Consider the following 15,778-nt stretch of genomic DNA (forward strand, 5'->3'; position numbering starts at 1 on the left):
TCTGCTTTGGGACTTAAAAAAGGAATTCGTTTCATTACATTAAAATCAGTCGGACAATATATCAACTTTCTGAGTTACGTGCGCCCGCAAAAAGCGGTTGAACTTTCATACGCACTTTTTAGCCAGCCAAGAATTGGACGATTACAAAAAGACACTTTACCCAAAATCCTAAAAAACACAGAAACAGAAACGTTTCATCATAACGAACATCATTTTCAGACGTACATCTGGAAAGGAAACGAAACTAAAATCCTACTGGTTCACGGTTGGGAAAGCAATGCTTCACGCTGGAAAAAAACTTTGCCACATCTTCAAAAATCTGGCAGCACGATAATCGCAATTGATGCACCTGCACACGGACAAAGCAGCGGAAAAGAATTTAATGTTCCGCTTTACGCTGAATTTATCAATAAAGCAGTTGAGAAATATAAGCCGGAAATTATTATTGGCCACTCTATTGGCGGCGCGGCTTGTGTCTACCATCAATATTTATTTCCGAATACCAGCATTAATAAAATGGTGATTTTGGGAGCGCCATCTGATTTGAAAACATTGATTGACAATTACATTTCGATGTTGAGTTTGAACACTAAAATGTTTTCGCTTTTAGAAAGCAAATTCATGAAACGTTTCAATTTTAAACTCGAAGATTTCTCCGGACAAAAATTTGCTTCAGAGTTTAATGTTTCCGGTTTAATTGCACACGATACTTCAGATAAGATTGTTGCTTTTGAGGAAGGCAAAAAAATCGCCAGTAATTGGAAGAACAGTCAGTTTATAGAAACTAAAGGTTTGGGGCACGGAATGCATGACGATGAATTGTATGAGAAGGTTCTTGCCTTTTTGTTTGCTGAAGTTTCTTAGCCACGAAGGCACTAAAACGCTAAGGTTTTTCTTTGATTATATTTAGGCAGCCACAGTATTGTCATTCCGAGGAACGAGGAATCCCCACGAGTAGCTCGACAAAGATTGATAATTCTCTGGATGGAGTTACTTGCGGGGATTCCTCGTTCCTCGGAATGACAAACTTTATGATAAATCTAAAAGTCTAAGAAGTCTAAACAACAATTTTAAAATACCGCAACAATTCCTTTTCTCCCTTTCCCGTTATCGTTACCGCTCTCGAATCTTTAATTCTTCTAACCCAATCTTCTGTTATCATTTTATTTAAAAGCATTGCGCCAACAGAACCCGCAATATGATTTCGTCTTTCACTCCAATCCAGGCATGGCTTTAAGAAGATTCTTTTTTGTTTTTGGGCTTCTTCTATATTAATTCCAAATTCTGAGAACCATTTTATTCCTTCGGAAGAAATCTCAAAAACACCATTCGCTTCGATAATTATTTTTTGTTCCAATAAACTATCGGCTAAGGCAACACCAATTTTTCCTGCTAAATGATCGTAACAAGTTCTGCAGTATTTTATTGGAGGATATTCTTCCGATTTCTTTTTTACAGCAACCTTAGGTTTGGGAATAAGATTCACCATTGCTTCAACGGCGTAGGCAACTTCTTTATTCGAAAATCTGTAATATTTATGACGGCCTTGTTTTTCGACAGAAATCAAATCGGCCTCTAAAAGTTTCCCTAAATGCATGCTGATGTTTTGTGCCGATGTCTCAACGGCGACGGCTAATTCGGTTGCCGTAAAAGCTCTTCCGTCGAGTAAATTCCACAAAATTGAGGCACGGGTCGCGTCGCCAATTAAAGTTGCGGTTTTTATAAACTGATCTTCCATTTTATTTCATAGTTAAATACAGACTGAACTATTCACTTGTAAAGTTAAATAACTTTGCCAAAAACAAAATACAATGACCTCCAATTTATTCTTTCAATCAGACGTTCAGAATCCTTATTCCATTTATAAAGCAATGTTGGATGAAAATCCTGTTTACTGGGATGAAACCAACAAAACCTGGGCTATTTACTCTTATGAATATTGTGTCGAAATTCTTAAAAATACAAGCACACAAATTCCTGTCGTAAATCCATATAACGAACAAAAACTGAATAAATACGCTTTAAAAATTCTGGAGAATTTAACCCGATTATCAAATGGAATTCAACATGAGATCTCGAAAGAAATTGCTATGCTACTGTTTTCAAACATGAAATCAGTTGATATTAGCGAAATCGTTTCATTGTTAATCGAAAGTGATTTAGTTGACACAAAAATTGAATGGGTTAATTCAGTTTGCAAAAAACTGCCGATTCTTGTTCTTTTGAAAAGTTATGGTTTTGAAGAAAATGATTGTGACTTTATTTCAAAGAAAATAGAATCTATTGTCAAAATTATGCTTCCGCAGAAAACGGAAGAACAAGTGAGAGTGATTAATGAAAATTCAGAAAAACTTTATTTAATAGTTGAAAAATATCTCTCTTCATTATCATTTTACAAGTCATTATTGATCAAAACTTCTAATCAATATCATCTTTCAAAAGAAGAAATTATTCCAATTGTTGTCAGTAATTTTATCGGTTTATGCATTCAGAGTTTTGATGCTGGCCGTGGCATTTTAAGTAATTCTTTATTACAAATTATTCTGTACAAAACGTTTTTAAATAGAACCGAGATCGAAAAATCAGTTATAGAGACTTTACGTTTTGATCCTCCCATACATAATACAAGACGAATTGCAACTGATGACTTTTACATCGGCGAAAGCCAAATTAAAAAAGGCGATTTGATATTAATTGTTCTGGCGTCAGCCAATCGAGATCCTCAAAAGTTTGAGGATGCAATGAATTTTAATATTGAACGAATAAATAATACCGAAAATCTCACTTTCGGAATTGGCGGTCATATGTGTCTGGCAAAATATTTTTCCATTCATTTGGCAACGGAAGCTTTGTGGTTTTTATTTCAAAGCAAAAAAACCATTTCATTGTTGGAAAATCAATTTCAATATGAACCACTTATAAACGCGAGATTACCAAAAGAAATCTGGATTTCCATCCAATAATTAAAATAAAAACCATGATAGCTGTAATTTTTGAAGTTATTCCTAACGACGGAAAAAAAGAAGAATATTTAAATATCGCTGCCAATTTGCGACCAGAACTGGATCTTATTGAAGGATTTATTTCGATAGAACGTTTTCAGAGTTTTAGTGATCCCGAAAAGGTTTTGTCTTTGTCTTTTTGGAAAGACGAAGAAAGTATTCAGCAATGGAGAAATCTCGAAATGCATCGTCACGCGCAGGCAAAAGGCCGAAATGAAATTTTTAAAGATTATCATCTAAGAATTGCGCATGTTGTGAGAGATTATGGGATGTTTGACAGGAAAGAGACGCCGGAAGACAGCGCGGGTTTTCATAAATAGAAGGTTCTGAGGTTCTGAGATACTAAGAGTCTAAGGTTTTGATAAAAAATAGGATAGAAATAAAGAAAGTCCCAGCGGGACAATATGTTTATAGAAAATGATTAAAGCGAATTATCAAGCCCCATTGGGGCGAAATGTTCTATTGGGATAATAAAAAGTATCGCTCCTCTGGAGCTTTTATTACTGAACTTGTGAATTATCTATAAATATGATGCTCCGATGGAGCTATAGCTATATTGCATCAAAATCCAAAATTCTAAGAAGTCCAACAATCTAAAATCTAAAATTTTAAGAAGTCTAACAATCTTAAGATCTAAATTCTAAGAAGTCTAAATTTTACCTACTTTTGCAATATGGAAGAGAATTTAAAACGTCTGAATAAATTTATTGGAGAAACAGGTTATTGTTCTCGTCGTGAGGCCGATAAATTAATTGAAGAAGGACGCGTGACAATAAATGGTGTTGTGCCGGAAATGGGAACCAAAGTTTCTCCTGATGATGAAGTACGCATCGACGGGAAATTGATCGTGGAAAAGCACGAAAAATTGGTCTACTTGGCTTTCAACAAACCGGTTGGAATTGAATGTACCACCAACTTAGAGGTTCGAAATAATATTGTCGATTATATTAATTATCCTAAACGTATTTTCCCGATTGGAAGATTGGATAAAGCCAGTGAGGGATTAATTTTTATGACAAATGATGGTGATATCGTAAACAAGATTTTGCGCGCCAGAAACAATCACGAAAAAGAATATACGGTCACCGTTAATAAACCAATCACAGATCGTTTTATTGAGCGTATGGGAAATGGCGTTCCGATTTTGGATACTGTAACCAGAAAATGTAAAGTCGAACAAATCAGCAAATACACTTTCAAAATTATTCTGACGCAAGGTTTAAACCGTCAAATTCGTAGAATGTGTGAATATTTGGGTTATGACGTAACAGCTTTGAAACGTATCCGAATTATTAATATTTCTTTGGATGTTCCTGTTGGGCGTTATCGCGATTTGACTGATGATGAAATTAAAGAATTAAATCATTTGATTGAGCCATCCAGTAAAACGGAAGAAGCGAGTTTACCAAAAGTAGAAAGTCCTAAAACTGCTCCAACCAGAAGAACCGAATTTATTTCAAAATACGATCCGCGATTTAAGAAAAAAGGAGATTATTAAAATGATAAAAAAAAACCGTTCAGTGAACGGTTTTTTTATTGTTTATTACTTCTTATTTAAAAACTCGTAATACAAAGCTTTCGATAAAAACGTAGTGTTTTGATAATCTTCAATTGTTTCTTCTCTTCTAATTTCAGTAGTTTTTCCGTCTAAATTATTTTTTAAAAAATAGTTACGGCGCGCATCGTCATTAAAATTCAGATCACTTAAAAATCTTGGTTCAACTCCTTTATTTACTGAAATATTATAATTTGTAATTAGATTTCCCCAATTTACAAAACTGCACAAAAGAACAGTTCCATAAAAATACCAAACCATTTGATTCACTAAATAAGCATTTGTTTTTTGTCTTCTAATTTTTAAGAAAGCATAAACCAAACCTATAATTGCTAAGATCAAAAAAGCAAAAACTCCGAGACGCTTGTATGTCAAACCGAAAAAAGAAACATATTCTGAGTTTTTGATAAACGTACTTACGATTAAAACACCATTTAAAAAAATCCATAGTTTAGCCAGTTTTTTTAGTGAAACTGCCTGTTTGTCAAAATTGAAACCGCCTTTGAAATAAAACATGATTACACCAACCGCCATCAGGATAGAAAAGATTACTGAATTTACTCTTTCGTGTGTATCAGAACTCAACTTCGATTTTTCAACTACTTCAAAAAACTGCTCGTAATTGTAGGTTACAATAAATACCAAGAGCATTAAATTTAATAATAGCAACGTAATAACACCGCTTTTTCTTTCGAAATCTAAATCAAGAAACGAAAATGTATTTTGATTTTTAACTTCAGCGATATTACTGAATTCATTATCCAGTAGCTCATTTTTTTCATAACAAACTTCAGGCACCCAATAATTCCAGAAACTAAATGAAATATAGAAACCCAGAATTCCAATTATTATAAGGTTTCCAAGATTGATATCTAAAGTGTAATCTGTAAATAAAGAAGAGAAATGATCACTTCCGAAAGAATACACAATAAAAAACAAGACTAAGAAAATAGCTGGAATAACGAAAAATGCAACTAATTTCTTGGCAAAGTTATTATGGATTTTCTGTTCCGGAAGCCATTGTTTAAACATTAGAACACGCCCCAATGAAGTAATTCCGTTTAAAAATACAAGTGGAAACATCTGAACTATTTTCAGTTTTGGATCCTGCGTTTTAAACTGTAAAAAAAGAACAGATAGTGCCAATGCCAGAAAAGAAGCAAAATCTCCATACCAGGCAAAAGCCAGACAAGATAAAACCGATGTAACAACTAAGATCAAATGTGATCTTTCAGAAAAACGATCCTGAAAGAAATAACAAACAAAACCCGTTAACACCAGCCCGAAAACGGCAAGGTTAACGCCTAGATCTTCTTTGTAAAAAAGCAGTAAAAAAATCAAACTGCAAGCAAAAATAATGTGATGTTTTTTCATGATTATAAATTTAAAAGTACTTTGTATTACAAAGTAATTAGACAAAAAATTTTGGTTATTAGGATTTCATTAATTTTTCAAGGTACGACAAGTGTTCTTTAAAGGCCAAACGACCTCTTTCGGTGACACTATAAGATGTTTTTGGCTTTTTGCCAACAAACTCCTTCTTTACTGCAATATATTCTGATTTTTCAAGTGCGGAAGCGTGACTGGCCAGATTACCATCTGTAATATTTAACAGGGTTTTCATTTCGGTAAAATCTACCCATTCATTCACCATCAGAACGGACATAATTCCCAATCTGACGCGGCTTTCAAAATCTTTATTTAATTTATCAATGATTCCCATTGCGTGGATTATTTATATTTTCTGAACATTATTAATCCGTACAAGATATGCAAAATACCAAATCCAATGATCCAAAAAACTAAACCATATCCAATTAAAAAAAGAGAAACACAGCCTAAAAACAATTGACAATACCCTAAATATTTGATATCCGAAAAAGTGTATTTCTCAGCATTTATAAGTGCCAATCCGTAAAAAAGTAAAGTTGCCGGTGCGACTAAACCATAATTTTGATGGTATAAAAGTGACAAACAAAATACACCACCAACTGTTAATGGAATTGCCAGATTAAAAAGCATTTTTTTTGTAGCCGATGTCCAAATAGGTAAATTATACTTTTTACTTTTTCTGATTGTAAAAGCCAATCCAAACACAAATGCGCAAACCAAAATAACAATTCCGGTTACTACCAGTTCTGAAACTAATTTAAATGGAATCGTAGATACTCCTTCATAGCCTCTTTCATAATCTCCTTCACCAAAATAATCGACCCCGTTTATTTTGAACAATTGATACACATACAATCCGCCAATTAAGGCCGAAAGTCCGGCAAAAACTCCTGAAAGTCCGCTTAGGGATATAAATCTTGAAGAGCGCTCCATCATGGAACGAATATGTGCTAAATCTTCTTGGTGCTTCTGATTCATAAGTAAAGTACTTTGTGTTGCAAAGTTATATTTTATTTTGAATTGACAAGCGAAAAATTAATTTTATTTCATTAAAACATCCACACATCTGTTAATCAGCAATTTATAAAAATATATTGTTTCAATGAGCTCCAGCGGAGCAACATATTTATAGCCCTTTACAAGTAGCTAAATCAAAAGCTCCATTAGGAGCGATATTGTTCTACTTACAATTACAATCATGCCACTCCTACGGAGCTTTTCTAAACAAATTCATTCATATCTATAAACATGTCATCCCTCCGGGATTTGATAGATTCGTGATTTTCGCGTGAGGGATAGGAATAAGCTACCGAAGTAGCATGGATAGCCCGACCGTATTTGCGAAAGGCGCACATAAGCGGTTTGTTAAGTAGCGCCTTTTGTAAATACGGTCACGCCCAGATTATAAAACAACAAAGCCTGTCCAAACGAACAGGCTTCTCTATTTTTTACTTTTAAATTTTGATCAAAACCATCTTCTTCTTTTAAATAAGAACACTCCAAAAGCGGATAACACGACAGAAACTAATAGGAGAATCCAAATACCGTATTTGCTTTCTTCAAGACCATTTGGGACGTTCATTCCGTATAAACTGGCGATTAATGTCGGGATCATTAAAATAATAGAAATTGAAGTCATTTGCTTCATGATGTTGTTCATATTATTTGAAATTACCGACGCATAAGCGTCCATCATTCCGGTCAGGATATTACTGTAAATATTGGCGGTATCCTGCGCCTGACTTAATTCGATTTCGACGTCTTCTAACAAATCTAAATCATAATCTGCTTTATAGGCTTTTAGATTTTTAATGCGTTGAAACAAAACATCGTTTGCTTTTAGCGAAGTGATAAAGAATACTAAACATTTCTCGATTTGAAGCAAAGCCTGCAATTCTTCGTTTTTAATGGATTTCTCCAAATTATCTTCTGCTAGTTTAATTTTCTGATTGACTTGTTTGAGATACTTTAAGTACCATACACTTGATGAAAGCAGTAATCTCAAAACCCAGTCGAGATTATCGTTAACCTGAATGTTTTTGCGTCTGGAATACAGCATAAAATCATGAATAATTTCTGTTTTGTAAAAAGTGATTGTTACGCAAATATCACCTTTAAAAATCACGCCAAGCGGAATGGTCTGAAAAGGAAGTTTAATGTCATTGCTTTTTATGGGAACGCGCATGATTATTAGCGTCCAGCCGTCTTCGATTTCGATACGAGGTCTTTCGTCGATATCTTCGATATCATTGTAAAATGCTTCGGGAATTTGAAGTTCTTCGAGTAAATATTGTTTTTCTGCTTCTGATGGATCTTCAATATTTATCCAGCAGTTTGGTATCCATTTTGGTATTTCTAGTAATCCGTTGTTGTTTGTGTAAAATACTTTCATTTCAAAATACAGGGTTTTATTGCGGCATTTTGAAATTTTCAAAAGCCACTTTAATTAAATACTAACGAATAATAATCGTCCATTTGGAGAAGTTTTTTTAAGTGTGGCAAAAGTATCCTTTATTTTTAAAACCCGAAACTTTAAACTATTAATTAAATATTAAAATGAAGAAAGCCTACTCTTTCGAATAGGCTTTCTGTTCTTATTTGAAACAAATTATTTGTTTTTTGCACTTCTCATTTTTCTTGCTAAAAGTGTATTTTTCAACAACATTGCAATTGTCATTGGTCCTACTCCACCTGGAACTGGCGTAATGAATGATGCTTTTTTGCTTACTCCGTCAAAATCAACGTCACCTTTTATAACGTAGCCTTTTGCATTTGATGCATCGTCTACACGAGTAATTCCAACGTCAATAATTACAACTCCGTCTTTAACCATATCTCCTTTTAAAAATTCAGGAACTCCTAAGGCTGTAATGATAATATCTGCATTTTTAGTGAATTCGGCTAAGTTTTTAGTTCTGCTGTGCGTCAAAGTAACTGTTGAATCTCCAGGATTTCCTTTACGACTCATTAAAATACTCATTGGTCGGCCTACAATATGACTTCTTCCGATAACTACTGTATGTTTTCCAGCAGTTTCAACTTTGTAACGCTCTAACAATTCCATAATTCCGAATGGCGTTGCCGGAATGAAACTTTCCATTTCCAATGCCATTCTTCCAAAGTTTGTTGGGTGGAATCCATCAACATCTTTATCAGGATCGATTGCTAAAAGAATTTTTTGCTCATCGATATGTTTTGGCAAAGGCAACTGAACGATATATCCATCAAGATTATCATCTTCGTTTAATTCTTTGATTTTAGCTAATAAAGCTTCTTCTGTAATATCTTCAGGTAAAGCTACCAGAGTTGAATCGAAACCAATTTGCTGGCAAGATTTTACTTTACTTCCTACGTAAGTTAAACTTGCTCCATTGCTCCCCACAATAACTGCTGCTAAATGAGGCACTTTCCCACCTGCTGCTTTTATGGATTGAACTTCGGCTGCGATTTCGTTTTTAATGTCTTCTGCTGTTTTTTTACCGTCTAGTAGTTGCATTGTGTTTTGTTATTTTTGTTTCAGGTTTAAAGTTTCAAGTTAAACGAAACTCGTATTTACTATATTAAAAAAAGTTTCAAATTTCTGTTTCAAAACCTGAAACCTGAAACTTGAAACTTTTAATTTTATTATCTCGGCATACCGCCTGGCATTCCTTTCATGCCTCCCATCATTTTCATCAGGTTTTTTCCGCCCGGACCTTGCATCATCTTCATCATTTTGCTCATTTGGTCGAATTGCTTCATTAACTGATTTACTTGCTCGACTTTGGTTCCGGAACCTTTAGCGATTCTGGCTTTCCTTTTTACGTCGATAATGGCAGGTTTGCTTCTTTCGATTGGCGTCATCGAGTGAATGATTGCTTCAATATGTTTGAAAGCATCATCTTCGATTTCTACATCTTTCATGGCTTTTGAAGCACCTGGTATCATTCCTACCAAGTCTTTCATATTACCCATTTTCTTTACTTGCTGAATCTGCGTTAAGAAATCATCAAAACCAAATTCGTTTTTAGCGATTTTCTTTTGAAGTTTTCTTGCTTCTTCTTCGTCAAATTGCTCTTGCGCTCTTTCTACAAGAGACACAACGTCTCCCATACCAAGGATACGCTCGGCCATACGATCTGGATAGAAAACATCAATTGCTTCCATCTTCTCGCCTGTACCCACAAATTTGATTGGTTTGTTTACAACCGATTTAATCGAAATTGCAGCTCCACCACGAGTATCACCATCTAATTTCGTTAAGATAACTCCATCAAAGTTCAGGATATCGTTGAAAGCTTTTGCAGTGTTTACAGCATCTTGTCCTGTCATTGCATCCACAACAAACAAAGTTTCCTGAGGCTGGATTGCTTTATGAACACGAGCAATTTCATCCATCATTTCCTGATCTACTGCCAAACGACCAGCCGTATCGACAATAACTACATTGAAACCGTTTGCTTTGGCATGTTTGATTGCGTTTTGAGCAATTTCAACAGGATTTTTATTTTCTGGTTCTGAGTAAACCTCAACACCTATTTGGTCTCCCACAACATGCAATTGGTTAATCGCCGCAGGACGGTAGATATCACACGCTACAAGAAGTGGTTTTTTATTTTTCTTAGTTTTTAAGAAGTTGGCTAATTTTCCTGAGAAAGTTGTTTTACCAGAACCTTGCAATCCTGACATTAAGATCACAGATGGAGTTCCTGAAAGATTAATTCCGGCAACATCGCCACCCATTAATTCTGTCAACTCATCTTTTACCAGCTTCACCAATAATTGTCCTGGCTGAAGCGTTGTTAAAACGTCCTGTCCAATTGCTTTTTCTTTTACTTTGGTTGTAAAATCCTTTGCAATTTTAAAGTTAACATCGGCGTCTAATAAGGCACGACGAACTTCTTTTAAGGTATCGGCAACGTTTACTTCTGTAATTTTACCGTGTCCTTTTAATATATGGAACGCTTTATCTAACTTATCACTTAAATTATCAAACATACTATTTTCTTTATTTGAAGTGCAAAGATAATCTAATTAGATATTTCAGGCAATTTTTATTTGTATGTAGTTTTTGCCACGAAGGCACTAAGGCACGAAGTTTTTTTGCTCGCAGATTTAGCAGATTAGGCAGATTATTTTTTTAGATTTAGTATGAAAAAATCAGCTATATCTGCTAAATCTGCGAGAAACAAAAAGCGCAAAGAATAAAACCTTTGCGCCTCTGCAACTTTGTTCCTTTGAACCTTATAATTAGAATTGAAAGTAGATAAACGGTTGTGACCCTGCTACTGCTGTGGCGTATACGATCCAGTAAACGAAGCCCAGAATTACGGCTTTTAATAGTAATGGAGTTCTGTCGAAAACGAATTTCATTTTGTCTGTAACAACTTCTGGCAAGAAATGCCAAACGTAACCGAACAACATTAATAAAAATACATTTTTGTATCCTAAAACTATTGCTTTCCAATTCTCTGGTTCGAAAGTTAATTGCCCGATATTGTTGATAACCTGTAAGGCTGTTTCGAAATCTCTGGCACGGAAAAAGATCCAGCAGAAAACTACAAAATGGAATGTCATTAGGATTGAAAAGAATGTCCATAACCAACTTGGTCCTTCTTTTTTGGAAGGAAAAAGTTCCATGAAAATTTTATGTACGGCTAATGCTAATCCGTGAAGTGCTCCCCAAACAATAAATTGTGCCCCGGCTCCGTGCCACAATCCTCCTAAAAGCATTGTTGTAAACAAATTGAAATTGGTTACCAAGGTTTGGTTTTTCTTTTTTGAAAGCAAAAAGGAAAGGCAGAAAACAACAATTGACCCGATACCAATTGCCAGCGGAATAAAGCTTTCATTTACATTTGAGATTCCCCAAAGCAATAATCCGAAGAAGAATAAACTTGGGAACAAATATCCTGCAAATGAACCTTGACGATTTCCTCCAATAGAGATATACAAGAAATCTTTCAGCCAGGTTGATAATGAAATGTGCCATCTTCTCCAGAAATCAGTAATCGACACCGATTTATAAGGCGTTCTAAAGTTGGCTGGTAATTTGAATCCTAACAATAAAGCGATTCCGATTGCCATATCTGAATATCCTGAAAAGTCACAATAAATTTGAATAGCATATCCGTAAGATGCCATTAAATTTTCGAATGATGTATAACTCATCGGCGTATCAAAAACACGATCTACAAAGTTTATTGAAATGTAATTTGAAATTACTGTTTTCTTGATCAATCCACCAATAATCAAAAACAAAGCGTTGTTTACATCTTGTTTTGTCAGGTTTAATTTTTGATAAATCTGCGGAAGGAAATCTTTTGCGCGTACAATTGGTCCGGCAACTAATTGCGGGAAAAACGAAACGAAAAACAGATATTCAATATAGTTTTTTGTTGGTTTGATTTCTTCACGATAAATCTCGATAATATAACTCATCGACTGAAAAGTATAAAATGAAATTCCGACCGGAAGAAAAACATTATGAAGTGCAAAATGACCGCTAAACATATCGTTGTAGGTCACGATCATAAAGTTCATGTATTTGAAATATCCGAGCAATCCTAAATTCAGGATGACACTTATGACTAAATACACTTTTTTAGTACTGTCTTTTACTGTGTTGTAAATAATCTGACTTAGACCATAATCGACTACAGAGGAAAGCAATAAAAGTAAAAAATAAATTCCGCTTGACTTATAATAAAAGAAAAGCGAGAATAGAATAACGTATGTTAATCTCAAATAAAATGTTTTGCGTAAAAAACCATACACAAAATAAAAAACCAGAAATAACCCTAAGAATAAACCGGTATTAAATAATAATTTTTCGTCGGGATTATAAATAAACCAACTTTTAGCCTGCTCTAAAGTAACTTCCCCAAAGTTTTGAACAAACCAATTATTTATGCTATCAATTGTAATCAACTTAATTTTTTAATTTAAAATTATCGTATGCTTTTAAAAACGCCTGTGTAAACAAGTTTCCTTGTTTTTCGTATCCTTTTTTGGAATAATGAACATAGTCCGGACCAATCAATTTTTCTTCTTTTAATTGTCGGACACCTTCCATTCCGCCAAATTCATCGTATAAATCCCAAACTGCAAAACCATCTTCTTTTGCAATTCCTAGGATACTTTTCGCATAATCATGAACGTAAATATTAGGTCTTCTTGCTTTTAAAAAAGAAGGTGGCGGCGTCATCACAATTATCGGAACATTAATATTTTGATCCTTTATGTTTTTTATAAACTGGCGCAATTCTTTAATGTAAGCCGAAGCTTCCATATGATCGTAGCTTTCATTTGTTCCTAACGAAAAAATCAATACATCGGGATGCAACGCTTTTAACTGTTCAAAAAACAACGGATATTTATTATAATCTGAAAACTTCGCTCCGTTTACTCCAATACTGCTATAAAGTATTCCCGGCGCATCTTTTTCTAAAACAATTCCGTTTAGTTCAAATCTCGAAGCATCTTTATTCGGAATTAGGAAAATTCTATCTAATGCTTTTTCAGAATTATAATAATGACAAAATGAATCTGATTCTATATCTAAAGAAACAAACGCCGAACTCTTGATTGCTTTTGGTTTTGTTTCGTTCGTTGGAATTTTCAATGTTCTTCCGGCACGAATATTATTGGATTTTAAACCATTTGCTTTCTTAATATCAGTCACCGAAATATTGTATTTATCGGCAATAGTTGAGATTGCTTCTCCTTTTTTGATTTTATGCGTAATTACTTTTCGCTCTGTTGACTGAATAATATTCGTTTGAGATGATGTTGCCAAATCAAACATATTCTGGTTTTGCGGTGTTATAATCTTAATTGTATTGAACTTATAAGCAGGATCTTTCACATTCAGTTCCACTGCAAAACCACCATTATCTCGCCAAAGCCCAATTCCGCTTAAACCAACTGGGTAATTTTTGTGAGGATGAATGTTTCGGTAACTTTCCCATGTTCTGTTCGAACGAAAACGTTCGTTATAAGATCCGTTTGTTTTAGCCAATTGATACGGAAAAACCAAACCGCGTCCTGCATTCCCAAATCGTTGCTGCAGGTTTTTTCTAATTTCATTGGTCATTAAATCACCCTGAATATGAGAGTCACCAATATGAACCATATTTATCTTCTGACTTTTCTGGTTTTCATTTTCATTTAATTTCTGAAAAATGCTTTCCAATGCTTTTGCGTTATAAATCTTATCGTCAGAAAAAGAATCAACTGTGGTTGTATCAGTTTTACTACTCATAGGCTTAGTTATTGGAAGTGGGACTGTCTTTTGCACTTTATTATTTGCAGATAAAAAAAGACAACAAAAGAAAATAATTAGTTTATTCATTTACACTATCTTTTATTACAGAAACCGAGTCTGTATTTGTTTTTCGTGTGGCTCTTTGCTGACGGGTAACAGCGTCACGTTTTTCGCGCAATATTTTATATTCCTCGTAACCTTTATTTAATTGGTCGTATAATAATCTTCCGATTGCTTTTGCTCCGCGCTGATTAAAATGCGTATAATCTTTATTGGCTCTGGCCGGCGTTTCATCAGCCCATTTTACCATCGATCCGTCTCCCCCCATTAAAGTATACAAATTCACAAATCCGGATTCTGATTCTAAAGCATATCTTTTTTGTGCTTTCATTAAAGGAACAACAGCCGAATCGGTTTTCATTTCTAAATCATATTTTGTTGATTTATCAGCAGTCGAAACGATTAGAATAGAAACTCCCGGAAAAGATTCCCTGATTTTATTCACGGCTTTTTTCATTCCTTTTTCATACCAATAATAATTTTTGGTTCCATAATTCAAAACGTTAGTTCCGTAATGTAAAACAATCAAATCATATTTTAGATTGTTATTGAAAGCTCTCATTACATCGGCATCAAACATTGAAATTGGCAATCCTGAATTTCCTCTTTGTGAAAAATTATCTACGTGAACTCCGCTTCCATTATCAAAATTGAAACCGTAAATCGGAATAGAATCGGCATGCACAAAATTAGCTTTGAATGCTTTTATACTTCCCGAAGTTACTTTTAGGCTATTAACTAAATTATTTGGAACAAGATTTTTTCGAAGTGTATCTTTACCAATGATGAAGTTTACGTTTCCTCTTTTGGCTGATTTTCCGTAAAACAATACCGGATTATCTAAGGTCGTTGAATATTTATTCGTTCCAGCTTCGTATTGAACCCAGGTTGGATTGTTTTTATCATTTGCAAAAAATACATGACCGTTTACGCCAAAAGGACTTGTTGGTCTTTTTACATTTAAATACGATTGTGTTTTCCAGTTTTTAGAATAAACCGATTTTACCGAACCTCTAGAAGCTGCAGATTCTGAAGTGATGGATACAAACCCAACTCCATTTCCACCAAAACGTTCTTGATAATTTGTTCTTACATCCTGAACAATTAAATCGCCATCGGTCATAGAATCTCCATAATAAGCAATTCGGACTTTAGCTTGTGGATTTTTCTCCAGTTGATATAACTTTTCGTAAAAAGAAACCAGGTATTGGTATCCTTTATAATTTTCGAAAGTTTCTGATGGAAATTCAATTCCTTCTGTATTTTCAAAAACAATTTCCTGTTGCGCTTCCTCTTGCTCCGCCTGAGCAATACTGTCGTTTTCAAGAGACAATGAGTCATTAGCAACAGACTCTAAAAGCATACTATCGATTAATACATTTTTAGAATCTATTTTACTATCCGAAAAGATTTTGTTCGGTAAAACTTGTTTGAATCCAATAAAGGCGATGAATGCCAGTGCGACAATTGCGAAAGACTGAAAAAAATAGGATTTTGTATTCACTTATTATTTATAATTTGAAG

At 34.3% G+C, this 15,778-nt stretch carries 14 protein-coding genes; 4 read left to right on the top strand and 10 right to left on the bottom strand.

Features of this window, described 5'->3' with window-relative positions:
* The first annotated feature begins 6 nt into the window (after nt 1–6).
* Nucleotides 7–864 (top strand): alpha/beta fold hydrolase, encoded by an 858-nt coding sequence (locus BUA98_RS17385; protein ID WP_072974618.1) that lies wholly within the window; start codon nt 7–9, stop codon nt 862–864.
* A gap of 193 nt (nt 865–1,057) precedes the next feature.
* On the opposite strand, the gene BUA98_RS17390 is transcribed toward BUA98_RS17385, so the two are convergent.
* Nucleotides 1,058–1,738 (bottom strand): ArsR/SmtB family transcription factor, encoded by a 681-nt coding sequence (locus BUA98_RS17390; RefSeq protein WP_072974621.1) that lies wholly within the window; start codon nt 1,736–1,738, stop codon nt 1,058–1,060.
* A gap of 73 nt (nt 1,739–1,811) precedes the next feature.
* On the opposite strand from BUA98_RS17390, the gene BUA98_RS17395 reads away from it, so the two are divergent.
* From BUA98_RS17395 to rluF, 3 genes are all read left to right on the top strand, one after another.
* A complete protein-coding gene (locus BUA98_RS17395; RefSeq protein ID WP_072974623.1) occupies nt 1,812–2,963 on the top strand; it encodes a cytochrome P450 in 1,152 nt (383 codons plus the stop codon).
* Nucleotides 2,964–2,977: 14 nt separating this feature from the next.
* Nucleotides 2,978–3,322, top strand: a complete 345-nt coding sequence (locus BUA98_RS17400; RefSeq protein ID WP_072974625.1) for an antibiotic biosynthesis monooxygenase family protein — start codon at nt 2,978–2,980, stop codon at nt 3,320–3,322.
* 353 nt (nt 3,323–3,675) lie between these two features.
* Complete coding sequence (gene rluF / locus BUA98_RS17405; RefSeq protein ID WP_072974627.1) at nt 3,676–4,500, top strand: 23S rRNA pseudouridine(2604) synthase RluF; 825 nt, start codon at nt 3,676–3,678, stop codon at nt 4,498–4,500.
* Between the two features lie 45 nt (nt 4,501–4,545).
* Here rluF and BUA98_RS17410 read toward each other — a convergent pair whose 3' ends face one another.
* From BUA98_RS17410 to BUA98_RS17450, 9 genes are all read right to left on the bottom strand, one after another.
* Entirely contained in the window at nt 4,546–5,931 is a 1,386-nt protein-coding gene (locus BUA98_RS17410) for a DUF4153 domain-containing protein (protein ID WP_072974629.1), read from the bottom strand.
* 58 nt (nt 5,932–5,989) lie between these two features.
* Entirely contained in the window at nt 5,990–6,280 is a 291-nt protein-coding gene (locus tag BUA98_RS17415) for a winged helix-turn-helix domain-containing protein (RefSeq protein WP_072974630.1), read from the bottom strand.
* A gap of 8 nt (nt 6,281–6,288) precedes the next feature.
* Nucleotides 6,289–6,927, bottom strand: coding sequence for a hypothetical protein (locus tag BUA98_RS17420; RefSeq protein WP_072974632.1), 639 nt, complete (start codon nt 6,925–6,927; stop codon nt 6,289–6,291).
* A gap of 487 nt (nt 6,928–7,414) precedes the next feature.
* Entirely contained in the window at nt 7,415–8,341 is a 927-nt protein-coding gene (locus BUA98_RS17425) for a magnesium transporter CorA family protein (protein ID WP_072974634.1), read from the bottom strand.
* A 216-nt stretch (nt 8,342–8,557) separates the two neighbouring features.
* Nucleotides 8,558–9,445 carry a bifunctional 5,10-methylenetetrahydrofolate dehydrogenase/5,10-methenyltetrahydrofolate cyclohydrolase gene (locus BUA98_RS17430; RefSeq protein ID WP_072974636.1) on the bottom strand — a complete coding sequence of 296 codons (888 nt, stop codon included), beginning with the start codon at nt 9,443–9,445 and terminating at the stop codon, nt 8,558–8,560.
* A gap of 128 nt (nt 9,446–9,573) precedes the next feature.
* Nucleotides 9,574–10,926 carry a signal recognition particle protein gene (ffh, locus tag BUA98_RS17435; protein WP_042565987.1) on the bottom strand — a complete coding sequence of 451 codons (1,353 nt, stop codon included), beginning with the start codon at nt 10,924–10,926 and terminating at the stop codon, nt 9,574–9,576.
* A gap of 252 nt (nt 10,927–11,178) precedes the next feature.
* On the bottom strand, nt 11,179–12,858 hold the full coding sequence (locus BUA98_RS17440; RefSeq protein WP_072974637.1) for an MBOAT family O-acyltransferase: 1,680 nt from the start codon (nt 12,856–12,858) through the stop codon (nt 11,179–11,181).
* Between the two features lies 1 nt (nt 12,859).
* A complete protein-coding gene (locus tag BUA98_RS17445) occupies nt 12,860–14,191 on the bottom strand; it encodes a GDSL-type esterase/lipase family protein (RefSeq protein WP_244279224.1) in 1,332 nt (443 codons plus the stop codon).
* 82 nt (nt 14,192–14,273) lie between these two features.
* Complete coding sequence (locus BUA98_RS17450; RefSeq protein WP_072974640.1) at nt 14,274–15,758, bottom strand: SGNH/GDSL hydrolase family protein; 1,485 nt, start codon at nt 15,756–15,758, stop codon at nt 14,274–14,276.
* Between the last annotated feature and the right edge of the window lie 20 nt (nt 15,759–15,778).

The organism is Flavobacterium saccharophilum, assembly GCF_900142735.1.
GTDB classification, from domain to species: Bacteria; Bacteroidota; Bacteroidia; order Flavobacteriales; family Flavobacteriaceae; genus Flavobacterium; species Flavobacterium saccharophilum.